Origin of the sequence: Bacillus sp. FSL W8-0519 (assembly GCF_038005585.1) — a bacterium.
GTDB classification, from domain to species: Bacteria; Bacillota; Bacilli; order Bacillales; family Bacillaceae_G; genus Bacillus_A; species Bacillus_A paranthracis.
Map to the genome: position 1 here is coordinate 985,817 of NZ_JBBOTL010000001.1, position 24,650 is coordinate 1,010,466.

General features: G+C 35.6%; 16 protein-coding genes. 15 read left to right on the plus strand and 1 reads right to left on the minus strand.

The window, feature by feature from the left end; all coding sequences use genetic code 11:
• Positions 1-5: 5 nt before the first annotated feature.
• Genes NST14_RS05120 through NST14_RS05130 form a run of 3 tightly spaced genes read left to right on the plus strand, consistent with a single transcriptional unit; the run spans position 6 to position 2,840 of the window.
• The gene (locus NST14_RS05120; protein ID WP_229143326.1) at positions 6-857 is read left to right on the plus strand and encodes an ABC transporter permease; all 852 of its coding nucleotides are present in this window, start codon (positions 6-8) and stop codon (positions 855-857) included.
• Positions 858-883: 26 nt separating this feature from the next.
• Positions 884-1,876: an ABC transporter ATP-binding protein gene (locus tag NST14_RS05125; protein WP_048557124.1), complete on the plus strand. Its 993-nt coding sequence runs from the start codon at positions 884-886 to the stop codon at positions 1,874-1,876.
• Positions 1,869-2,840 (plus strand): ABC transporter ATP-binding protein, encoded by a 972-nt coding sequence (locus NST14_RS05130; RefSeq protein WP_000544145.1) that lies wholly within the window; start codon positions 1,869-1,871, stop codon positions 2,838-2,840. The genes NST14_RS05125 and NST14_RS05130 overlap by 8 nt, the downstream gene beginning before the upstream one ends.
• A 256-nt stretch (positions 2,841-3,096) precedes the next feature.
• On the opposite strand, the gene NST14_RS05135 is transcribed toward NST14_RS05130, so the two are convergent.
• Entirely contained in the window at positions 3,097-4,422 is a 1,326-nt protein-coding gene (locus tag NST14_RS05135; RefSeq protein ID WP_229143324.1) for an MFS transporter, read from the minus strand.
• 225 nt (positions 4,423-4,647) lie between these two features.
• Between NST14_RS05135 and NST14_RS05140 the strand changes: the two genes are divergently transcribed.
• The 12 genes from NST14_RS05140 (at position 4,648) to pglX (ending at position 24,545) form a co-directional block, all read left to right on the plus strand.
• A complete protein-coding gene (locus tag NST14_RS05140; protein WP_229143322.1) occupies positions 4,648-6,237 on the plus strand; it encodes an ATP-binding protein in 1,590 nt (529 codons plus the stop codon).
• A gap of 19 nt (positions 6,238-6,256) precedes the next feature.
• A complete protein-coding gene (locus NST14_RS05145) occupies positions 6,257-6,934 on the plus strand; it encodes a response regulator (protein ID WP_076874671.1) in 678 nt (225 codons plus the stop codon).
• Positions 6,931-7,899: a tripartite tricarboxylate transporter substrate binding protein gene (locus NST14_RS05150; RefSeq protein WP_229143320.1), complete on the plus strand. Its 969-nt coding sequence runs from the start codon at positions 6,931-6,933 to the stop codon at positions 7,897-7,899. Before NST14_RS05145 ends, NST14_RS05150 begins: the two co-directional genes overlap by 4 nt.
• A 136-nt stretch (positions 7,900-8,035) precedes the next feature.
• Entirely contained in the window at positions 8,036-9,880 is a 1,845-nt protein-coding gene (locus tag NST14_RS05155) for a PDDEXK-like family protein (protein WP_229143318.1), read from the plus strand.
• A gap of 69 nt (positions 9,881-9,949) precedes the next feature.
• Entirely contained in the window at positions 9,950-10,366 is a 417-nt protein-coding gene (locus tag NST14_RS05160) for a hypothetical protein (protein ID WP_229143316.1), read from the plus strand.
• Positions 10,367-10,509: 143 nt separating this feature from the next.
• Entirely contained in the window at positions 10,510-12,687 is a 2,178-nt protein-coding gene (locus NST14_RS05165; RefSeq protein WP_229143314.1) for a Z1 domain-containing protein, read from the plus strand.
• Between the two features lie 18 nt (positions 12,688-12,705).
• Entirely contained in the window at positions 12,706-13,482 is a 777-nt protein-coding gene (locus tag NST14_RS05170) for a hypothetical protein (protein WP_229143306.1), read from the plus strand.
• A 348-nt stretch (positions 13,483-13,830) separates the two neighbouring features.
• Entirely contained in the window at positions 13,831-16,293 is a 2,463-nt protein-coding gene (gene helD / locus NST14_RS05175) for an RNA polymerase recycling motor HelD (protein WP_229143304.1), read from the plus strand.
• 24 nt (positions 16,294-16,317) lie between these two features.
• Positions 16,318-16,914, plus strand: coding sequence for a DUF1819 family protein (locus NST14_RS05180; RefSeq protein ID WP_229143302.1), 597 nt, complete (start codon positions 16,318-16,320; stop codon positions 16,912-16,914).
• 11 nt (positions 16,915-16,925) lie between these two features.
• On the plus strand, positions 16,926-17,471 hold the full coding sequence (locus NST14_RS05185) for a DUF1788 domain-containing protein (RefSeq protein ID WP_229143301.1): 546 nt from the start codon (positions 16,926-16,928) through the stop codon (positions 17,469-17,471).
• 21 nt (positions 17,472-17,492) lie between these two features.
• The gene (brxC, locus tag NST14_RS05190) at positions 17,493-21,059 is read left to right on the plus strand and encodes a BREX system P-loop protein BrxC (protein ID WP_229143299.1); all 3,567 of its coding nucleotides are present in this window, start codon (positions 17,493-17,495) and stop codon (positions 21,057-21,059) included.
• A 15-nt stretch (positions 21,060-21,074) separates the two neighbouring features.
• Positions 21,075-24,545, plus strand: coding sequence for a BREX-1 system adenine-specific DNA-methyltransferase PglX (gene pglX / locus NST14_RS05195; RefSeq protein ID WP_229143298.1), 3,471 nt, complete (start codon positions 21,075-21,077; stop codon positions 24,543-24,545).
• Positions 24,546-24,650: the final 105 nt, after the last annotated feature.

A 24,650-nucleotide genomic window follows, 5' to 3' on the forward strand; every position in this document is an offset into this window, starting at 1 on the left:
TTGGAATGAATAATAGGAGATTTCAAACGATAAAAAGTAGTTTTACGAAAAATAAGTTTGTACTAATGGGAGTTATTATACTGGCGGTTTTAACGATTGCATCGATATTCGCATTTGTATCACCGTATGATCCTAGTAAAATGTCAATTCCAGATCGCTTACAAGAACCAAGTGTGAGTCATCCTTTCGGAACGGATGATTACGGAAGAGATTACTTAACTAGGGCGTTATATGGCGGAAGAGTTTCACTTGCGGTCGGTTTTCTAGCGATGGTTGTTTCTATTACAATCGGTACCGCAGTTGGAACGATTAGCGGATATTTTGGCGGAAAGTTAGACAACTTTTTAATGCGAGTTGTTGAAGTGCTTATGTCAATTCCATCATTCTTTTTAATGTTACTATTGAATGCTTATTTAAAACCAGGAATTACAACGTTAGTTCTTATTATCGGATTGCTAACATGGATGGACACCGCACGTATCGTAAGGGCAGAAACGTTATCTGTAAAAGAGCGTGAGTACGTTTTATATGCAAAAGTATCTGGACAAAAATCACTCGCAATTATTGTAAGACATATCATTCCAAACATTTTATCAACCATTATTATCGCCGCGACATTAACGATTGCGACATCAATTTTAATGGAATCATCACTTAGCTTCTTAGGTTTAGGTATTAGAGAACCAGATTCTTCTTGGGGCAGTATGCTAAACAATGCGCAAGGATATATCGGTGAAGCTTGGTATTTAACGCTCTTCCCAGGATTCCTTATTCTTTTAACAGTACTAAGTTTTAACGTAATTGGTGAAGCGTTGAAGAAAGCTTTCGCACCAAAAGGAGCTGGAAATGAAAACTAAAGTGTTAAGTGAAAGGAGTGAGAAGCGTGTCTGAAAAACTATTAGAAGTGAAAAATTTAAAGACTTCTTTTTTCATAGAAAGTGGAGAAGTGGAAGCTGTTCGTGGTGTTACATTTCGTTTAAATAAAGGAGAAGTAGTTGGTATCGTTGGGGAATCTGGAAGCGGAAAGAGTGTAATGGCGAAGTCCGTGATGTCTCTCGTTGCGTCACCAGGGAAAGTGAAAGAAGGAGAGATTCTTTTTCATAATGAAAACATCCTTTCTAAATCTGAAAAAGAATTGCGTTCTATTAGAGGAAATCAAATTTCACTTATCTCGCAAGATCCAATGTCGGCGCTAAATCCAGTCGTAAAAATCGGGAAGCAAATGACGGAAGTAATTATACGTCATCAAAAAGTAAAAAAGAAAGAAGCAGAGCAGATTGCGGTTAACTTGCTAAAACAAGTCGGTCTTTCATCGCCAGAAGAAAGGGTAAAACAATATCCGCACGAACTAAGCGGCGGTATGAAGCAGCGGGTTATGATTGCGATGGCAATGTCTTGTAATCCAGATCTTCTCATTGCGGATGAACCGACGACAGCGCTTGATGTAACGATACAAGCACAAATACTAGATTTAATGAAAAACTTAAAAAATGAAACGAATATGGCGTTACTTCTTATTACACATGACTTAGGGATAGTCGCGCAAAACTGTACACGCGTTATCGTTATGTACGGTGGGCTTATTATGGAAGAAGGACCTGTACTTGATATTTTCCAATCGCCGAATCATCCATATACGAAGGGGCTATTAAACTCTTTACCGAAAATATCGAACGGTGTAAAAGAAAGGCTCGCACCAATTCAAGGTGTAACGCCAAACTTATTACACCCGCCACAAGGTTGCCCATTCGCAGAGCGTTGCCCGCATGCGATGGACATTTGTGAAAAAGAACGTCCACCGTATTTTGAAATCGGAGACGGAAGGCGTTCCATGTGCTGGTTAAACGATAAGACAGTAGGTGATTCCCATGCATGAAGAAAATTTAATTGAAGTTCGGAACTTAAAAAAGTATTTTCCTATTAAAAAAGGACTATTCGGCAGAAAAACAGAGCAATTAAAAGCAGTCGATGACCTAAGCTTCACAATTAAAAAGGGTGAAACATTTGGATTAGTAGGAGAATCTGGCTGCGGAAAATCAACGACAGGAAGAAGCATCATTCGCTTACATGATGTTACTTCAGGTAACGTTTTATTTGACGGAAAAGATATCGCAAGCTTAAAGGAAAGTGAACTAAAAGAATATCGAAAACGAATGCAAATCATTTTCCAAGATCCATACGCATCATTAAATCCGTCGATGAACGTATTCCAAATTATTAGTGAGCCAATGAACATTCATGGATCTTATGAAAAAGAAGAACAAAAAGAAATCATATTAGACCTGCTCAAAAAGGTAGGCCTAAAAGAAGAACATCTATATCGCTATCCGCACGAATTTAGCGGAGGCCAGCGCCAGCGCATCAGCATCGCGCGCGCACTATCTGTAAAACCAGATTTCATCCTATGTGACGAACCGATCTCAGCACTAGATGTCTCAGTCCAAGCGCAAGTCGTAAACATGCTGCAAGACATACAAGAAGAAACAGGCGTCACATACTTATTCATCGCGCATGACCTATCTATGGTAAGACACATATCAGACCGAATCGGAGTCATGTACTTAGGAAACATAGTAGAAATTGCCGATAGCGAAGACCTATACACAAAACCGGCACATCCATACACACAAGCACTGCTCTCATCCATGCCAGAACCAGATCCAACAAAAACAGGGAAAGATCGGATCATTCTAGAGGGAGAAGTACCAAGCCCGCTAAACTCACCATCCGGCTGCAAATTCAGAACGCGCTGCAAATTCGCCACTGAAAAATGCGCACAGGAAGTACCGAAGATGGTCGAGATTGCGAAGGGGCATGAGGTGGCTTGTCATTTGTTTTAGAGTGGGGAAAAGCACTGGGGGGGATCTGGTGCTTTTTTCTTTTGTAGGGGGCGTGGGTGCTGGTGTGGGATTGGTTGGTAGTTTTGGCGCTGTTTTTTGCGAAATTTGTCGGTAAGTCGATATGTTGTGTCGAATCGTCGATATATTCGGAGTTGCGGTCGATATAATTGGATAATCGTTGATATATTTTTTTGGGGTGTGGGATTAGTTGGGAGAGTATAAAAAGGCCACCTCTTCCAAAGTGACCTTCCGTGTATTATTTTGAACTAGTACCATTCTTCAAACGATCCCCACCACCAAGCTCCGCCTCAATCTGCGAAGTCTTCGATGACTCATCCATACGCCAATACGTAATAAAGCTGATCGCGATACATCCGGCTACGTAGAAGTAGAATAGTGATTCCATTCCGATACTCTTTAGCCATAATGCGATAAACTCGGCTGTTCCGCCGAATATTGCAACGGTTAGTGCATATGGTAAACCTACGCCAAGTGCGCGAATTTCAGTTGGGAAGAGTTCTGCTTTTACAATTGCGTTAATCGATGTGTAACCAGTAACGATAATAAGGCCGACCATCATAAGTAAAAATGCTACGATTGGTTCTGTCGTTTTTTCCATAAAGAAGAAGATCGGTGCTGTTAGTAATGTTCCGAGAATACCGAATGCCATTAATAGTGGGCGGCGTCCAATTTTATCGGATAGTAGCCCCGCAATCGGTTGAAGTACGACGAAAATAAGTAGTGCGACAAAGTTAATCCAGCTTACAACTTCTTTCGGAAGACCGACTGTGTTTACCATGAACTTTTGTAAATATGTTGTGTACGTATAGAATGCGACAGTGCCTCCGAGTGTTAGGCCGACTACTGTTAATACTGCTTTAGGATGTTTCATAAGAGCGCGAACGGTTCCTGCGCTTTCGCGTTTTTGTGATTTTATGTTTGCGAATTGCTCCGACTCATCCATCGTGCGGCGAAGCCATAATACAGCTACTGCACCCATCGCTCCAATAATGAACGGAATGCGCCATCCCCAAGCTTTCATATCTGGTTCGCTTAGTAATTGCTGAAGAACAATTTGAACGCCTAATGCAACCATTTGCCCCGCAACGAGCGTTACATATTGGAAGCTGGAATAAAAACCACGGCGTCCACTACTAGCCATTTCAGATAAATATGTGGCAGATGTTCCGTACTCTCCGCCAAGTGATAATCCTTGTAGTAAACGGGCAAGAATTAAAATAATTGGTGCCATAATACCGATACTTTCGTAACTAGGTGTACAGGCAATAATGAAAGAACCACCGGCCATAACTGTAATCGAAAGTGTTAATGCTGCCCGGCGTCCGTGCCGATCCGCATAGCGGCCCATTAATAAACTTCCGATAGGGCGCATTAAAAATCCAACTGCGAAAATAGCCGCTGTGTTCAGTAACTGACTCGTTGGATCTCCTTTAGGAAAGAACTCCGCTGAAAAATAAACAGCGAAAGCAGAGTAAACGTACCAGTCGTACCATTCAATTAAATTACCGACAGAACCTTTGAAAATATTGCCGGCGACTCGATTGGATTTTGCTTGAGCCATACTAATTCCTCCTCGTGCTTATAAATAAAATGATAATTATGAAAGCGTGTTCATTATAGTTGAATTGTACTGTTTGTGGAATGAAATCTCAATATTATGACAATTTTATTCTTTTTGTACTTTATGTACATGGAGAGTTTTAATAGTTGCTTCATTATTCGTTTTGTCATAATAATAGAAAAAGGAGATTGATAGTTTTGAATATTTTATCAAAGGGTATGGGGTATGAAAAAATCACGCAAAGTGTCATTACAAACGAAAATAGTAAGCTTAATTATCGCGTTAATTTTATTTGTCGTTCTCCTATTAGCTGGAATATTTGTTTACATTCAGTCCGTTGATACGAAGCGTCAAGTGGAACAATTAGCACTGCAAACAGCTAAATCTCTATCTTTTATGCCTGCTATAAAAGATGCTTTTCAAAATAACGAGCATAAAAGTACCATTCAATCCATTGCGGAACAAGTTCGTGAGCAAGCTGGTGCCGATACTGTCATTATAGAAGATCGCTATGGGATTATGTATTCGAATTCTAATTCGGAGTTGATTGGTACAAAGAGTAACAATCCATATAACTATGAAGCACTCACCTTTGGTGGTTATTATACACTCGAAGGAAATAGTGTAAGTGGTCCGGCTTTAATGGCGAAGGCGCCCATTATTGTTCATAACGGAGAATACGATCAAGTAGTAGGCGTTGTGACAGTAGAGTTTTTAATAAAAGGTATTGAATCTAACATATTGAGTAGAACGAAAGAAATTATACTCTTCTCCTTAGCTGTATTACTAGCTGGAATTGTGGGTGGCATTCTTTTAGCACGTAGCATTCGTAAAGACACACTCGGTTTAGAGCCGAATGAAATCGCAGCGCTATACCGGGAACGAAGTGCAATATTACTATCTATAAAAGAAGGAATTATCGCCATTGATCAAAATGGTTTTATTACAATGATGAACACATCAGCAGAGGAAATGCTTCATGTAAATGGTGATTATATGCAGCAGCACATTTCAAAAGTTTTACCGGAATTTCATATGGAGAGAGTACTAGAAAACGATCAAGAAATCGCATTTCAAGATAAAGTGTTTATTTTAAACATGACACCAATACTCGAAAATAATAATACGGTAGGCGTTGTATGTAGTTTTAGAGATAAAACAGAACTGCAAAACTTAGTGAATACGATATCTGAGGTAAGAAAGTATTCAGAGGACTTGCGTGCTCAAACGCATGAATTTACAAATAAGCTGTTCGTTTTATCTGGCTTATTGCAGTTAGGGCATTACAAAGAAGCGATTGAATTTATCCAACAAGAATCTAATATTCATCAAAGCCAAAACCATATTTTATTCCATCAAATTCATGATGCGAAAGTACAAGCTATTTTATTAGGAAAAATCGGAACAGCGTCTGAGAAGAAAATTGATTTTCATATTGAAGGAGATAGTGCACTTCATCCGTTACCAGACCATATAAAAGTTTCGCACCTTATTACGATTCTTGGAAACATAATCGACAATGCATTTGATGCGGTGAGTGAGCGAGAGGAAAAGAGTGTTTCCTTCTTCGTTACGGATATTGGGCACGATATTGTGTTTGAAGTGATAGATAGCGGAGTAGGAATACCAGCTGAAAAAATAACGACCATTTTTCAAAAAGGATTTTCAACGAAAGGAAATAATCGTGGTTACGGACTAGCAAACGTGAAAGAAATGGTAGATGTACTAGAAGGAACGATTGAAATTCAAAACGAGAAAAATGGGGGAGCTATTTTTACAATTTACCTTCCGAAAACATTGAAAGAAAGTACATGACAAACAGGGGGATGGACATATGTTGAAGGTTGCAATTGCAGAAGATGATTTCCGCGTCGCACAAATTCAGGAAGAGTTTTTATTAAAAATAAAGGACGTAAAAGTAATCGGAAAAGCATTAAATGCAAAAGAAACGATGGAACTACTACAAAAGGAAGAAATCGATTTGCTTCTATTAGATAATTACTTACCAGACGGAATCGGAACAGACTTATTGCCGAAAATTCACGCTGACTTTCCAAACGTTGACGTCATTATGGTTACTGCAGCGAATGAAAACCATATGCTAGAAAAAGCAATCCGAAACGGCGTAAGTAACTATCTTATAAAACCGGTCACGTTAGAAAAATTCGTTCGCACAATTGAAGACTATAAAAGAAAAAAGCAATTACTACATAGTAACAATGAAGTGAATCAAGCACTAATCGATAACTTCTTCGGTATGTCGCAAACACAAGATATAAAAAACTTACCGACAGGCGTTGATCCGTTAACACTGCAAAAAGTGAAAGGTATTATAAAAGGATTCGAAGAGGGCATTACAATAGAAGAAATGGGAGAACAAATGGGGGCCTCCAGAACAACCGCAAGAAGATATTTAGAATACTTAGTAGCGACAAACGAGTGCACAGTAGAATACACATACGGCATTATCGGACGACCAGAACGAAAATATCGCATAGGACGAGGACTATGAAAAAACGATTATTACTATGTATATGGATCATGACAGGAGTAATAGCTGGTTGTTCCTCGGAAAAATCCGAAACAAATACAGTAAACATAGAAGAAGTAGAAATCGTTGCGCCGAACGTTCAAGGAGCCGGATGGGACTTAACAGCACGAGCAATGCAAAAAACGCTCACAGAAGAAAAAATCTTTACAAAACCAATCACAGTCACAAACAAAGTAGGTGGCAGCGGTGATGTCGGCTGGAAATATACGAAACAAAAAGGCGGTCACGTACTGGCGATTAACTCAAGCTTACTCATAACGAACAACCTACTAGGCCACAGTAAACTAACATATAAAGACTTCACGCCGCTCGCAACATTAGCATCGGACTGGGAAGTTGTTGTCGTATCAAAAGACTCAAACATAGAAAACGCAAACGAACTAATGAAACAACTAAAACAAGACAAGAAAAACTTCAAAATCGGCGTTGCCCCCGGCCTAGGAAATGACGATCACCTATCCTTCGTACAAGTAAGCAAAGCCTTCGGCATAAACCCAGCCGAACTACAATTCTTCGTCTACGAAAACAAAGAAAAAATCATAAACGCCCTAACGAACAAACAAATAGGCGCCGCAACCATGACCCTATCCGAAGCCGAAAAACAATACAAAGCCAGCAAAATAAAAATATTAGCCGTATCCGCACCAAAACGACTAGACCGACTACCAGAAATCCCAACATGGAAAGAACAAGGAATCAACGTCATATTCCAGCACTGGAAAGGCATTATGGGCCCAAAAGATATGACGGAGGAAGAGGTTGCTTATTGGGATGATGTGATTAAGAGGATGGTTGAGAGTGATAGTTGGAAGGAGATTTTGAGGGAACGGGGTTGGGAGAGTTTTTATAAGGATAGTGGGGAGACGAGGGGGTTTTTGGAGGAGAGTAGTGGTTGGTATGGGGGGATGGTGAAATTTGGTGATTGATGAATGTTCATTTGTAAGAAATAGGATATGTGACATAAATAATGCCACATTATAAGTTATAATTTACTTATAACAATTTATTAAAATGATTATTCAGGAGAATTAATTCACAAATTTATAAACGGCGGTGTGGGGAATGGATTATAATTTTGAGATTTTATCACTTTTAGATGATTCGATGGAGTTTGAGAAGTTACATAGTAAGTTTAATCGTTTTAATCCTTTTAAAATATTAAAGGTGGATCAATTTGAGATTAGGCATTCAAATATGATTGCTTGGTTACTTGATCCTACGGAGAATCATCATTTAAGTTCTATGTTTGTAAATAAGTTGCTTTCTAAAACGTTTGTAAAAGCGGAGAATGAGGAGTTAATTGGCCAATATAATTTTATTAAATTACATAAGCAGTCTCTTCAAGATTTGGAAGTTTTCCGTGAAGTACAGACGGAAAATAATAAACGAATTGATATTTTGGCAGTATCAGAGTCGCAAAAGGTTGCTATTCTGATTGAAAATAAATATAAGTCATCGGAATCAGATGGACAATTACAAAATTATATCAATTTTGTTAGCGAGAAATATAAAGAATATACGATCATTCCAATCTTTTTAAGGTTAGATGGTAGTGCACCAAGTCATAAAGATTATTTCACTTTAGATTATGGGGATGTATTAAATATCCTGAAAGGGCAATTAGAAATTTATAGTGAGTATACGTCTAGTACGATTAAAGATTTTATTTCTTACTATATTGATATATTAGAGGGAGAACTAGTTCGTGATGAGGAAGATATTGAACTAGCGTTAACAGTGTATAAAAACCATAAAGCTGCTGTTGATTTTCTATGTTTAAATGGGAACGGAAAAGTGGTTGGAAAGTTTGTTAGTAAAGAGTTGCAACGGGCTGTGAGGAAATTGGATGGTGAAGTGAAAGAAGACCTTCGCAAAATTTATAAGAAGTATGCAGAAACACTTCGTTTTATACATAAAGCTGGAAATAGTGTAATGAGAGAGGCATTCTTACAGTTTGTAGAACAAAATCAAATACCAAATGGCTGCTACAAGGAACATATTCGTATTCCATCATTCATCTTTGAAGAATGGAGACAATTTGATGAGTTTGTCGGAGTTCCAAATGGTGAGTGGTGGTTACGTAACGCTCTTATTACTTGGTTTGAAAGAGAACCAGATGGGCGTATGAAGCTTACGGTTGAAGTGGGTCCATTAGAACAACATGAGAATCGATTAAAGTTGTTATGTAAGTTAGAAGAGAATGGTATAACGATTAAAGAGAAAGCGAAAGAAAATGGAGCGAAGTTTACGCGAATTTACACAGTATATAGGGATGTTAAAGATTGGGCGGATCAAGATGAGATTCTTCAAGTGATGAATAACATGTATAACAGTGCAGAATTTAATCAAGTCGTTTCTGCGATAGATGATACGATAGCTAGCTTTATAAATGGAGAAGAACATACGCCTGAAGAACGTAATCGAGTAGAAGTAAATGTAGATGTTTTAGCTAATGCGTTCCAATCATTTATTCGTCAACATAACCTTCAGGAAGATCTTTATAATATTAGTAGTAAAAAACCGTCATTTATTATGCCACAGTTTCGCTCGCTTGAAGAACAATTTGGTATACCGAAATGGAATTGGTGGTTAAATAACTGCGCGATTATGTGGTTTGAACGTTTGAAAGATAATAGATTAAAACTTACGCTAGAAATCGGGCCGTTGGAACCACAAAAGAGACTAATGCTATTACATAAGCTTGAAAGTAAAGGGGAAAAAATAAGCCTACAAGCTAAAAGACCGGAAGCGATGTTTACTAAAATTTATACACGCACATGTCCGATTAGTAATTGGTCAGGTGAAGATGTAGTACTAAGTGCAATGAACGAGTTATTTAGTGATGAAGGTTGTAAAAATGTCATCCAAATGTTAACGGATATCGCTGAAGAGGGCGTTCATATTTAAAAACAATTGCCAAGTACAGAGGAATGTACTTGGCAATTACTTTAATTTAATGAAGGAGATTTATCACTAATGAAATTAGCAAAAACAGAGATACAACAATTTATATCAAAACAACTGGAGCTTTGCGAGTTGAAAGAACTAGATGTCGAGTTCGCAGTTCGAGGGCTGGATTTTGATCCGAACATGTTTATTCGTGCGGGAGAAATGGGATTAGAAATAGGGTTTTATAGATTGGTATGGAATAGTTCTGTCATGCCAGATATGACACGATTTACGCATCATATATTATTATGGGAGCATCTAGAAGAATTAAGTGACAGTGAGAAAGCGGTGGAAATGAAAGAGAGTATTCGTATCGTAGCTGATTTTAGAAAAAGGCGATATCAGCGGTGTCAGTTTTGTAATACAAGGACTTTGCCAGAACATCTTGATAGAGATGGTGTATGTTATGGGTGTGCTACTGTGCATTTTGGGGTGATATATTGATGTTTGTGTATAAGAAGGTTTTTTTGAATAATATGGTAGTTAATGAAATGCATTATTTATATAATTGATTTAAAGATGCAAAGTACATCATTCCGTACTAATACAATAAAGAAATAGAGATATCTTTTGAAGGGGTTGGGTTTATGCAAGTAAGTACATTAAATAAAACGGGCCGTTTTTATAAAAGGTTAACAGAGAAAAATAATTATTCAATAGAAACACAGCAATGTATAGAAAATACAGTAAACAAGCTAATTGAAAATGATACGAGCGTCAATAGACCAGGTATGTTACTAGGGAAAATTCAAAGTGGTAAAACGAGAGCTTTTATTGGTATTACTGCTCTTGCATTCGATAATGATTATGATGTTACTATTGTTTTGACAAAAGGAACTCGTGCTTTGGCACAGCAAACATTTGAACGTTTAAAAAAAGAGTTCGAGGACTTTAAAGATGATGATGTGTTGCAAATCTACGATAGTATGTCTATCCCTGACAACCTAATTGCTTACGAGCTAGAGCAAAAATTAATTTTTGTTGTTAAAAAAGAAGCAAATAATTTAAGAAGATTACATACTGCATTTTTTGAAACGTATCCGTCTCTTGCAGGTAAACGCGTTCTTATTCTTGATGATGAAGCAGATTTTGCTAGTATCGGTTTTTCAAAAACTAAACAAGAGATTTATGAAATTAAGGTTATTGCAGGTCTTATTGATGATTTACGAAAAAAACTAAAGTGTTCTGATTTTCTACAAGTAACAGCTACACCATATTCACTATACTTACAACCGGAAGATTTGAAGATTGAAGATTCCATCAGAACGTTTAAACCGATTAAGCCGGCGTTTACGGAACTGGTGCCAGTACCAGATGCTTATATTGGTGGGGATTATTACTTTGAAGAGAGTGAAGATGAAAATTCTGTCGCGTCTCATATTTATGAACAAATCTCTACCGATGAATTATTAGTTTTAAAAAAACAAGATAGAAGAAGGTTAAAAATAGAGGAAGTGTTGACAAGTAAAAGGGTCGAGACTTTACGTCATGCGATTATTAACTTCATCGTAGGTGGTGCAATTCGACGTCAGCAAGATAAGAAAAAGGAAGTACGTCAAAAAAAATATAGTTTTATTGTGCACACTGAACAAGCAAAGGCAGCGCATGAATGGCAAGAAATGTTAGTAGTAGAGATTAAAAATGAATTGAAACGTATTGCAGATGAAGATTCTATCCTTCTTCACGATTTAATTGAGGAATCGTATGGGAATTTGACAAAATCTATCACAATTCTAGAATGTGATATACCTGATTTAGAGGAAGTAAAAAAAGAGGTGCTCATTGTTCTAAAGAAAGATCATTTAATGATAACTAAGGTGAACTCTGAAAAAGATGTGAGTCAATTACTTGATGATACTGGTCAGTTAAAACTGCGTGCTCCGTTAAATATTTTTATTGGGGGACAAATTTTGGATCGCGGTATTACAATTGGAAATTTAATAGGGTTTTATTATGGAAGAAATCCGAAGACTTTCCAACAGGATACCGTGCTACAACATTCACGAATGTTTGGTTATCGCCCATTAGAAGATTTAGCGGTTACTCGTTTTTACACAACTTCGGTAATTTATGATGTAATGAAAAAAATACATGAGTTTGATTCTGCATTACGACAAGCTTTTGAAAATGGTGGACATGATAAAGGTGTTGTGTTTATACAAAAAGATCCAAAGAATAAAATTATCTCATGTAGTCCTAATAAAATTTTATTATCCAAAATAACAGCATTAAAACCGCTAAAGCGTTTATTACCTGTCGGATTTCAAACAGGATATAAAACATATATTACAAAAACAGTTCAAGAAATCGATGATACATTAGAGAGCGTAGATGCTTTTAATGGACAACCATTTTTAATTGATCTTGATGTAGCGGTAAAGTTAATAGACAACATCTATAATACATTTGATAAAAATGAAGGGAAACAATGGGATGTTGAATCATTTATCTCTAGTATGGAGTATTTAGCAAATGATACCACATCGAAGCATCGCGGAAAATTGTGGTGTATTGTGAGAACGGATAGAAATATTAGTCGTGTTCGAAAAGATGGGCGTTTTGAAGATGCACCAGATACACCAACAGGAGCAAAGAGTGAGCTTAGAATTGCTAAACAAGTTGCGACTGATATACCGGCCTTAATTCTTCTTAGACAGGAAGGGAAAGAAGAAAATGGCTGGCGTGGATGCAAGTTTTGGTGGCCAGTCTTAGTAACACCAGAAAATACAAAGACAGCTATCTATACAAGTAAAACACTAGATTGATGAGGGGAAGTAATTTTAATGGAGCAAAAGAAACCGTTTGAACTGATTCAACATGTACTTTCTACTATTTTATTAGATGCAGTACAATTCTTTCCACAAAATAAGAAGAAAGTGCATTCAGAGGCGCATGGTTTATTATTCGGTATGGAAAAAAGCACAACTACAGAGTGCGATTATGCTTTTCCGATCGGCAGTGTAATGGAGCGCTCTAATATGATGGTAATGCCTGATTCTAAAGTGGATATGGCAGTTAAATCTGCTAAAGAGTTATTTTCAACTTCGCATTGCATTGGAACATATCATAGCCATCCTTATGATGAATATTTTGATGAGTGGGCAGATCCAAGTAATTCAGATTGTTACTCTGCTGATTATTTAAACTTACCATATTTTTTAATTGTTGCGATTGTTCGTAATGGTAAAAGAAATGAGCCGTTAAAGTTCTCAAATATCCAAACTAAGGCGCACGAATTTATATATGATCCAAAAGCAGAAGGACATGATGCTCCTACTACAAATCAACTAGATTACGATACTACTTGTATAAATGGGGTATTTCAAAAATATACATTTACAATTCGAGCGTACCGAAATACAGGGAGATCTTTAGTGGATGTAGAGTTGTTTTCATCGGAAGAAAAATTAATAACTTTATTAAATGAGAAGAAGTTGCTGGTGAGTAAACTTCAGGATGAAGAGACATACCGATTACGAAAACTGGAATATAACTTACGAAAAGAAAATGAAGAGCGTGGTAAGGGGAATACGGAATATCATTTAGAGAGATTAAAGTAAGCAACTTTTATTTTCATTTTTTATAAACGATAACCAAAAGAGTGTTATGTCACGGATTTTTCTCAATATTTTTGGGAGAAGTCCGTGTTTTTTTTCAATTACTTGATGTGCTGTTCCATATATGTTTAAGTTGTAATTTATGATTTGTAGATTTTTTGATTAAGTGACGTGAATAATACCGGTTTTTATTATAAAATTTTATTAAGATACTAATTAATAAGTTGTTAAGAACGTAGCAAACAATAATATTTAGATCCATAAATTGGATTTTAACCTTGATATATCAGCCTATAACAATCGGTATTTTTATATTATAATTGTATGTAATAAAATGTAAGGTGATGAGCGATGAATACTACTCTTATAGCAGAAGAACAAAAGTATTTAGATAAAACGGTAAAAGTAATAGATAGTTTGTTAGATCAAACAGAAGATGAGATGAAGAAGGAAGTAACATCTCAGGTTGAAGCTAGTTTACAAGAAATAAAACATAAGCAAATAAAGAAGTTAAATGAAGCACGAAAAAGTCCGTATTTTGGTAGGTTGGATTTTGAAGATGACTATGGTGAAGAGACTATTTACATAGGGAAAAAAGGTATTGATGATGATGGGGAGCTTGTTGTTGTAGATTGGCGTACTGATTTAGGTAAGCTTTACAATGCTTACCAAGGCGTGCAATCTCGTTTTTCTATTGGAAATGATCAAAGTCAATTTGTTCAAATTCTTGGTAAGCGCGGTATTATTATTCAAGATGGAACGATTAATAGCGTAAATGAAATTGGTCAAAGTGGAATTGTGGAAGAGGAAGACGGTCAGCAAGTAAAATATATGGATGATTATTTGAATGAAATTTTGTCTAATACAGGTGAATCTCATCAATTACGAGATATTGTTTCGAGTATTCAGGCGGAGCAAGATGAGATTATTCGTTTACCGTTAAAAGACACTATTATTGTTCAAGGGGCCGCGGGAAGTGGGAAATCTACAATTGCCCTTCATCGTATTTCTTATCTTCTATATCAATATCATGAACAAGTGAAGCCGCAAGATATTTTGATTTTGGCGCCGAACGAAATTTTCTTATCCTACATTAAAGATATTGTTCCTGAAATTGAAGTAGACGGTATTGAACAACGTACATTCTATGATTGGGCATCGACTTATTTTACAGATGTAAACAGCATTCCAGAATTACATGACCACTATGTAAATGTCTATGCCTCTTCTAATAAAGAAGATCTTATAAAAGTTTCAAAATATAAAGGATCTCTTCGTTTTAAAAAGTTATTAGATGACTTTGTTGAGTATATCGGAAGTACAATGATTCCGCATGGTAGTATTATTATTGGATCAGATGTTATGTTGCAAAAAGATGAAATTCATAATTTCTATCAAACGAAGGAACATTTGCCGTTGAATGTTCGTATGAAAAAAGTAAAAGATTTCATTACAAGTTGGAGCATAGCAGAGACGAAGAAGAAAATACAGCAAATTGAAGATGAGTTTGAAGATGCTTATCAGAAGTGGATTATTACGCTTCCAGAAGGAGAAGAGCGTAAAGCAATTTATGAAGCATTGGAAAAAGCGAAGGAATTACGTGAGAAAGTATTCCGCGAAAAAATGAAAAGTGAAATTGAGTTATATGTGAAGAAGATGCAGCATATTTCTGCAATACTTATGTATAAATCTATTTTCCAAAAGAAAGTATTTGATACATTCCACAAAGGTATAGAACAAGAGCTACTTAGTTTGCTTCTGAAAAACGGAAGACAAGTAAAACAAGAAAAATTTACATATGAAGATATTGCGCCGCTTATTTATTTGGATGCGAAAATTAATGGGAAAAAATTAGAATATGAGCATATCTTCATTGATGAAGCACAAGATTATAGTCCATTCCAACTTGCAATTATGAAAGACTATGCAAAATCAATGACGATTTTAGGTGATATTGGGCAAGGGATTTTCTCTTTCTATGGTTTAGATCGATGGGAAGAAATCGAGTCATATGTATTTAAAGAAAAAGAATATAAGCGTCTTCACCTGCAAACGAGCTACCGTTCTACGAGACAAGTAATGGATATGGCAAATCGTGTGTTGTTAAATAGTAACTATGATTTTCCACTTGTAATCCCGGTAAACCGTCCAGGAGCTGTACCTGCTATTCAAAATGTGGCAAGTGCTGGAGAGCTATATGATGAAATGGTACGTTCTATTCAAGAGTTTGATGGAAAAGGACATAAAACAGTTGCTATTTTAACAGATACAAAACAGGCAGCTATTGACACTTATGATGAATTGGAAAGACGAGGAGTCAATAGTATTCAAGTAATTTCAGAAGGAAGACAAGAATTACATGAAAAAATTGTTATTATTCCATCGTATTTAGTAAAGGGATTAGAATTTGATGCAGTAATTATACATGATGTAAGTAAAACAACCTTTAAAGATGAGACTTTACACGCTAAAATGTTATATATGTCCATTACGCGTGCCCACCATGATTTGCACATGTTTTATCGTGGTAACATATCACCGTTATTGGAGGATCGTGATCCAAATGCACCTCCAAAACCGAGAAAGTCTTTTAAAGACTGGATAATCACAGATATTTCTAATCCAAACATCGAACCACAAGTGGAAAAGATGAAAGTAGTAGAACAAGAAGATACACTACGATTGTTTGACGATGAGGAAGAAGAGGTAGTTATGGAAGCATTTGAAGAAGATCGTGAACGCTACTATGACTTTTATGCATGGTTGAAAGTATGGCATCGTTGGGCAGAATTAAAGAAGAAGCTACAGGACTAGAAATTAGAAGGTTGTGATATAGAAATGAAAGTATATTCTGGTGGTTTTACAGCCGAACATTTATATCGTAATGAAATGAAGATAGTGGCAGACCTACAATTAAAGGGTATGTCAAAGCAAGCTATTAAAGATAAAGTATTTGAGGAAAACCTCTTTCATTGCCGCAGTGAAGCGGCAATGAAAGATATTTTTCCACGTGTGTATAGAAGAGCGGAAAAGTTGAATGATACATTACGTAACATGCTAGTAAATGGTTCGCGCTCAGACAATAACGCCATTTTGTTATATGCGTTCTTAAAGCATTTTAAGTTTCCTCGTGATTTTGTATTAGAAGTAATCCATTATAACTTGAAACGCTTTAAGAATACGGTAACAGAAGGTAATGTCATGACCTTCTTTGAAGAAAAAGGTCAACAATATGAAGAAGTTCGAAAATGGACGGACCAAACAAAGTATAAGCTAAAGCAAGTTACATTAAAGATCCTGGTGGATGGAGAGCTTCTTTTGAAGACAGGAAATGAGTATGAAATTAAGTCGATTCCGTTAAGTAAAGAGTTACGGGAATACGTAGAGAATAATTCCGAGTACAGTGACTTACTTATGCTTACATTAAATGATTGATGGTGAAAGAAATGGAAATAATTCAAAAGAAATTGGATCGTTTTTTTAAAGAAATTCAAAAAGAGGATTTTTTGAAGATGCGTGGACTCGGAAATGAAGTCCCTTATTTTGTGTTTGACTATAATCCTGAATATGAATTGATGGTTAGAAATTCAGTGAAATATTTTGCAGATAAAATGCAAGTAAATGTAAAAGTCTTAAATTTATTCGACATGATCATTGACTTGTTTGAAGACATTGGGGGTATAGAGGGATTAAAGCAATTTGAAGAAGAGCAAGGAACAGAAGAATTATTCGAAGCAATTCTTCCAACTTTAGAAGAAGAACAATTAGTAGAACGTATTGGGGAAGAAGCTACTGATGCGCAAATGGTCTTTGTTACAGGTGTGGGCAGTGTATTTCAACTTGTAAGTACACATGAGCTCTTAAATCAACTACATGCACGAGTAACAAATACACCAATTATTATCTTTTACCCAGGAAAGTATACAGGTCAAGGGTTAAGCTTATTTAATCGTTTTGAATCAAACGGATATTATCGTGCGTTTTCGATATAGAAGATAAGGGGAGAAACAAGTATGTTGCAAGACTCTTTTACAATTAAAGAATTATTTAAAAAAGATATTGATCGTGAAATTAATGGTGTTGTTCAGGCTGGGCAGCGAGATGAAGATGTTATTCAAGATGAATTAGATGAGTACGTAATGACAAAAGAAATTAGAGAGAATATGGCGTACTTCTTCAAAAATTATGCATATAGCTTTGAAAATCAAACAACAAAAATGGGTGTATGGATTTCTGGTTTCTTTGGATCAGGTAAATCTCATTTCTTAAAAATTTTATCTTATTTATTAAACAATGAAACAGTATATGGCAAACGAGCTGTAGACTTTTTTGTGAATAAGACTGATGATCAAGAGTTATTAAATATCCTTCAACAATCTGCAAATTATAAGAGCCAAGCGATTTTATTCAACGTAGATTCTAAATCAGCAGGTGGGAAAAAAGAAAAAGCAACCATAGTGGATGTATTTTTCAAAGTGTTTAATGAATATTTAGGTTACTCTTCTACACCATGGATTGCTAATTTAGAAAGACAACTTGCAGAAGAGGGAATTTATAATCAGTTTGTTGAGTGTTTTGAAGAGATAGACGGTACGAAATGGGTAGATAGCCGTGCACGTTTGCTATTTAAGAAAAAATCATTTGTTGAGGCATTAACTCAATTAGGATACACAACAGATACAGCTGAATCTGTTTTATCCGCTTCTAACAAAAATTTCGAGATGAGTTCGGAAGACTTCGCTAAGTTAGTTGCTAAACATGTGAAAACTCAAGGTGAGGAATACCGTCTTACATTCTTAGTGGATGAAATTGGTCAGTATATCGGTGACGATACGAATTTAATGTTAAACCTTCAAACGGTAACAGAAGATTTAGGAAATCACTGTCACGGTAAAGTTTGGGTTATTGTTACATCACAAGAACAAATCGATGCAGTAACAAAAATTAAAGGGACAGAGAGCTTTTCGAAAATCCAAGGCCGTTTTGCAACAAAAATTCATCTTACAAGCTCTAATACAGATGAGGTTATTAAACGCCGTCTTTTAGAAAAAACAGCAGCAACAGCAGATCGCTTACAAATTGATTTCGATCAAATTGGTCAAAGTTTAAATAACACATTGACGTTTGAGAAAGATAAATCCGTGCTGCAAAATGGATTTAAAGAAGCAGATGAATATGCATCTATTTATCCATTCGTTCCATATCAAGTAGAATTATTACAACGTGTATTCAATAAGGTTCGTCGACAAGGAGAAGCTGGTGCACACTTATCACAAGGAGAACGTTCTTTATTGAATGCTTTCCAAGAAGTTGCGATTCAGCTGAAAGATGAAGATACAAACCAACTAGCACGATTTTCACAGTTTTACGAAACAGTAAAACGTTTCTTAAGTACGTCTGTTTCAGCTACTATTATTGAGGCTGGCAAGCGTGATAGCATTACTAAATTTGATATAGAAGTACTTAAAGTATTATTCATGATTAAAGGTATTGATGAAGTAAAAGCAACTGTTGAAAACATTACAACTTTGCTTGTAGATAGTGTAGATTGCATTAAAAATGAATTAGAAAAAGACGTAAAACAATCACTATATCGCCTTCGTCAAAAAATGCTAATCGCAGAAAATGCAGATCGTACATTTGTTTTCTTAAGTGATGATGAGCAAGAAATTAACCGTGAAATTCAAAGCGAGAATTTAAATGAGGCAAATGTTGTTGATGCATTAGGTAAAGTATTCTATGAAGATATTGTGAAGGTAAGATCATATCGTTATCAGAAAACGCATGATTTTGAATTTAATAAAGCATTTGATACATATAATCGTGGCGGGAAGACAAATGCGTTAACACTGCAAGTATATACAGGTGATATATCAGAAGAACAATCACGTGCAGATGCACATTCTGGAACGATGATTATGTATATTCCGGATCATTACGCTGAAAAATTCTTTGAACCAATGCAATATGCACAAAAAATCCAGGCATTTACTAATAAAAAAAGTTCAACAAGTTTAACGGAAAAACAAAAACAAATATTAGATGAAAAACGTGCGCAAATTGGTCAATTTGAGAAGAAAGCGACAGAAGCATTAGCTGAAGCAGCAACAAATGCAAAGTACTTTATTCAAGGGCAAGATTACGAATTTAAGGGTACATTAGAAAATCAATTACAAAGTGCATTTGAGATCTTAGTTCGAAATACGTACAGCTATTTAGGTTATATTGATGAACCAGTACCTGTAAAAAATGCAAATGACATCATTCTTGATTGGGCAACAAAAGGTTTACCGGCAAGATTAGATGGAACATTTGAAAACCACCTGGCTTATGATACGATTGTTCGTTTCTTAGAGGAAAGTCGTGGTAGACAAATTGTTACTATGAAATTGTTAGTAGAGAAGTTTAAAGATGTACCATATGGATGGAGCGAAAATGATATCGCTGGTATGGTCGCAGCTGCTCTCTATAATAAAAAAATTAAGCTGATGTATTTAAATGAAAGCTTTGATACAACAAGCTCGCAGTTTATAGCTCGAATTACAAAGGCTTCGGAAAGAGAAAAAGTTGTTATCGAGGCACAAATCGGTATACCACCACGTGTGCGTAAAGAAGTTGTAGAAACAATGCGCGAATTATTTAATTTCTATGATATTGGTGAAACTTATGATGAAGTTGCGAAAAGTATTCGCAATCAAATTCAAAAACATTTCATGGAGCTAATTGAGGATATGCAGCGTACGAAGCAACGTGAAGACCAACAATATCCATACCCTGGTGGAATTGCACTTTCTAAAATTAAAAATAGCATTGTAGACTTATTGGCTATTACAAAACAAGAAAACTTTGTAGAAGAATTTATTGAGCTTGATGAGGATTTAGAAGAATGGTTAGAAGATGTGCAGCATTTAAACTCATTCTATAATGGTAATGCAATTCGTCATTTTGATGAAAGTGTACGTGTATTAAAAGAGCGCCGGGATGATCTAGATGTAGCACAGCATGATGCAGAAGTGCAAAAAGTTAAAAATAGTATTGTATCTATTTTAACAAGTGACAATCCATATAAGCATATTCCTAATTTGCCAATTTTAAATGAGCAATTGAAACAAGGGCTTTCTAATTTTGTAAAACATGAAATTGGTACACAATTGAAGCAAATGGAAACAATTCGTCGTGATATGGAAAGCCTACAAACACGATATCAAAATATTGATTCCATCAAAGAAGTAGTTCAAGAAAAAATAGCTGAATTACAGAAACGTGTTAAACAAATGCAGGACCTTGAAAGTATTTCACGTGTGTATACGTATACGCAAATGGCAAATAATGATTATCGCCGTTTGGAGGAGAGGATCAAGGAACTATATAAAGATTACGCAGATGACCAAGATGATCTAGATGGTACTGATCAAATTAATATTGTGAAAATGAGTGTCTCGCAATTAATGGCTGTTGCACTACCAGATGGTCAAGTAGAAATAGAGAACATTCAAGATTTAAGGGAATGGTTGAAAAAACTGGAAAATGCGGTTAATAAAGAATTAAATCAAGGAAAAACAGTACAGATTAAAAAATAAAGGAGAACAAATGCGATGAATAAAAAAGTACTAAAAGAATTTGCAATCTATGCCCGTAACGAACTTCGTGAACAAATCGCATTACGAGCACAAGCCTTTGGAGTCACATCCAAAGGCTCTCCTGTGCTTGTAGCAGGGGCGGATTATGTAGAAGTAAATGGGAATAAATATCCAGTATCTTATAAAAATAGTATTCAAAAATTGTTAAGAGCAGTTGAAACAAAAGGCTACGATAATGTAATTGAAGAAGTAGCATACACATGGTTTAACCGCCTTATCGCTATTCGCTATATGGAAGTACATAACTATCTTCCGTCAAAAGTACGTGTGCTTTCTAGTGAAACGAAAGGGAAAGTTGATCCAGATATTTTAACAGAGTATCAATATACGGATTTACCAGTGAATAAAGAGGAAGTAGCTTCTTTATTAGCACAAGGAAACCGTGAAGAAGCATTTCGTAAGCTGTTAGTGGCGCAGTGTAATGAATTAAATGGAATGATGGATTTCTTATTTGAAAAGTTAGCGGATTATACGGAATTATTATTACCGGAGTCTTTATTACATGCAGATTCATTAATTAATAAATTGGGAAAAGAAGTAGAAGATGAAGAGTTTGAACATGTTGAAGTAATTGGATGGTTATATCAATACTATATCTCCGAAAGGAAAGATGAAGTATTCGCAGGATTAAAGAAAAATAAAAAAATTACAAAAGAAAACATTCCAGCTGCGACACAGTTATTTACACCACATTGGATTGTACGTTATTTGGTAGAAAATTCTCTTGGTCATATGTGGTTAGAATCACATCCTGCCTCTGAACTGAAAGCAGAAATGAAGTATTATGTTGAACCAGCAGAGCAAGAATTAGAAGTACAAGCAAAATTAGAGGAGCTACGAAATCCTAATTTGTCTCCTGAAGAGATTACAGTTCTCGATCCTGCATGTGGTTCAGGGCACATTTTAGTTTATGCATTTGATTTGTTATATCAAATTTATGAAGAACGTGGATATTCAACAAAGGAAATTCCAACCCTAATTTTAGAGAAAAACCTGTATGGAATTGACATTGATGATCGTGCAGCTCAATTAGCTTCTTTTGCACTAATGATGAAAGCTCGTGAAAAAACCAAACGTATTTTCCGTAATGTTCCGAAGTTAAATATTATTTCTATTCAAGAGTCTAATAGTATTTTGATAGAACAAGCAGCAGATTTAATTGGTGAGAATGATAATGAAAAAGAAGAGATAAAAGATTTACTTAATAATTTTATTGATGCGAAAAACTTTGGTTCGATCCTTCAATCTGAAAAAGTGCATTTTGATAAATACATTGGAAAAGTTCGAGAGTTAAAGGAAACTGGAGAGTATACTTTAGAGAATTTTGAGGTTTATGAACAACTAGGTGTAATTGAAAAAATAATAATACAAGCTAGATTATTGGTATCACAATATGATGTGGTTGTTACAAATCCACCTTATATGGGGACAAAAGGAATGAATGCTGAATTAAGTAGTTTTGTAAAAAAAAGATATACAACATCTAAAGGTGATTTATTTTCGGTATTTATGGACAGGTATCGGACGATCGTTAAGCCTCGGGGTTTTTTATCTATGATTACGATGGAAAGTTGGATGTTCTTAAGTAGTTATGAGCTGTTAAGGAAACAACTTATTGAAGAACTATTAATACAATCGCTAGTTCACATGCCATATGAAGGAAAGGGAAAAACTAGTTTAGGAATAAATTTTGGAACATCGGCATTCATCTTTAGAAATCATAAGTTAAATGATTACAAATCATCTACTATGTATATAAGATATACAGAAATAGATGCAGATGGTATTCCAATAATGTTCCCTATGAAAAATGAAAGGTTAAACTATCCGAAAAGTAAAGAATTTAATAAAGTTCCAGGGGCACCAATTGCATATTGGATTTCAGAAGCGATGTTACAAAATTTTAATAAGAAGAACAGTTTGTATGAATTCACTATTTCTGGAAGTCAAAATGTCACTGGCAATAATGAAAAGTATGTAAGGTATTTTTGGGAAGTTATAGACCGTTTTATTGGTAATAATTATAAATGGAGATTTTATTCTAAAGGTGGAAATTTTAGAAGGTGGTATGGAAATCTTACCTTTTTAGTAGATTGGTCTCCCGAAGCCAGAAATAATTATAGGACTGGTTACGCATCTCAAATCATTCCTGAAGAATTATGGTATAAGAAAGGTATTACTTGGGGATTAGTTACTTCAAGTAAACCAAGTTTTAGGGTTCTTCCAGATATAGCTACTTTTGATAAAGTAGGCTCTTCAATTTTTGTTGAGAATGATTTGGATTATAATTCTATTTTGGGGTTGTTAAATTCTGTAGTAGCTAATGCGATGTTCCAGTTCTTTAATCCTACTATGAGTTTTCAAGTTAAGGATATAAGAAGTGTTCCATTTTTCGCTTTGAGTAGTGACAAACTTGAAATTATTAATGAAAAGGTTAATGATAATATTGAGTTGTGTAAAATAGATTGGGATTCTTTTGAGACATCTTGGGATTTTGAAAAACATCCATTTTTAAAATATAATAAACAAGCTGAAACGTTAGGAGAATGTTATGAGAATTGGGAAGAATATGCAGGGAATCAATTCGATCGGCTCCAACAAAATGAAGAAGAGCTAAACAAAATCTTCATAGAACTGTACGGTTTGCAAGAAGAACTAACACCAGAAGTACCAGATGAAGAAATAACAATTCGCCGAGCTGACCGTGTCCGTGATACAAAATCATTCCTATCTTACTGCATTGGTCTCATGATGGGACGTTACTCACTAGATGTAGAAGGTCTAGCATATGCTGGCGGAGAATGGGATGCTAGTAAGTATAAAACATTCCAACTTGATTCAGATGGTATTATTCCATTAACGGATACAGAGTATTTTGAAGATGATGTTGTAACGCGTTTACAAGAATTATTAGTGATTATGTTTGGACAAGATACTCTTGCAGAGAATCTTCGTTGGTTAGCTGAGTCACTTACAATGAAAAATAATGAAACGCCGTTTGAGCGTCTGCGTCGTTATTTCTTTGATGAGTTTTATAGCGATCACTGCAAGATTTATCAAAAACGTCCAATTTACTGGATGGCGGATTCAGGTAAGAAGAAAGGCTTCCGTGCATTGTTCTACTTGCACCGTTATACACCAGAAACATTAGCGACAATGCGCTTCTCTTATGTGCAGAATTTACAAGAAAAATTGAGCCAAGAACAAAAACGTTTAGATCAAGATCTTGTAAATCCAGATTTAACAGCTACGATGAAGAAACGTTATAATAAGCAGTTAACGACAATTAAAGCACAGCAAGATGAGCTTATTGATTTTGATAAGAAGATGGCTGAACTTGCAAATCAACGTATTGCACTTGATTTAGATGATGGAGTAGTTGTAAACTACAAGAAGATTGAAAGCGTGCTTGCGAAGATTAAATAATAAAAATGGATAGAGCATGCTCTCTATCCATTTTTTTATTTGAGTAGTTTACAATCGTCCTATTCTTTTTTATTCTAGGAGTTGGACAATAAGTTTAGTGAGAGT

Bases quoted from the DNA above. Each gene is read 5' to 3' on its own strand.
- NST14_RS05120 (WP_229143326.1), top strand. From the start codon at position 6: ATGAATAATAGGAGATTTCAAACGATAAAAAGTAGTTTTACGAAAAAT.
- NST14_RS05130 (WP_000544145.1), top strand. From the start codon at position 1,869: ATGCATGAAGAAAATTTAATTGAAGTTCGGAACTTAAAAAAGTATTTT.
- NST14_RS05135 (WP_229143324.1), bottom strand. From the start codon at position 4,422: ATGGCTCAAGCAAAATCCAATCGAGTCGCCGGCAATATTTTCAAAGGT.
- NST14_RS05140 (WP_229143322.1), top strand. From the start codon at position 4,648: ATGAAAAAATCACGCAAAGTGTCATTACAAACGAAAATAGTAAGCTTA.
- NST14_RS05145 (WP_076874671.1), top strand. From the start codon at position 6,257: ATGTTGAAGGTTGCAATTGCAGAAGATGATTTCCGCGTCGCACAAATT.
- NST14_RS05150 (WP_229143320.1), top strand. From the start codon at position 6,931: ATGAAAAAACGATTATTACTATGTATATGGATCATGACAGGAGTAATA.
- NST14_RS05155 (WP_229143318.1), top strand. From the start codon at position 8,036: ATGGATTATAATTTTGAGATTTTATCACTTTTAGATGATTCGATGGAG.
- NST14_RS05160 (WP_229143316.1), top strand. From the start codon at position 9,950: ATGAAATTAGCAAAAACAGAGATACAACAATTTATATCAAAACAACTG.
- NST14_RS05165 (WP_229143314.1), top strand. From the start codon at position 10,510: ATGCAAGTAAGTACATTAAATAAAACGGGCCGTTTTTATAAAAGGTTA.
- NST14_RS05170 (WP_229143306.1), top strand. From the start codon at position 12,706: ATGGAGCAAAAGAAACCGTTTGAACTGATTCAACATGTACTTTCTACT.
- helD (WP_229143304.1), top strand. From the start codon at position 13,831: ATGAATACTACTCTTATAGCAGAAGAACAAAAGTATTTAGATAAAACG.
- NST14_RS05180 (WP_229143302.1), top strand. From the start codon at position 16,318: ATGAAAGTATATTCTGGTGGTTTTACAGCCGAACATTTATATCGTAAT.
- NST14_RS05185 (WP_229143301.1), top strand. From the start codon at position 16,926: ATGGAAATAATTCAAAAGAAATTGGATCGTTTTTTTAAAGAAATTCAA.
- brxC (WP_229143299.1), top strand. From the start codon at position 17,493: ATGTTGCAAGACTCTTTTACAATTAAAGAATTATTTAAAAAAGATATT.
- pglX (WP_229143298.1), top strand. From the start codon at position 21,075: ATGAATAAAAAAGTACTAAAAGAATTTGCAATCTATGCCCGTAACGAA.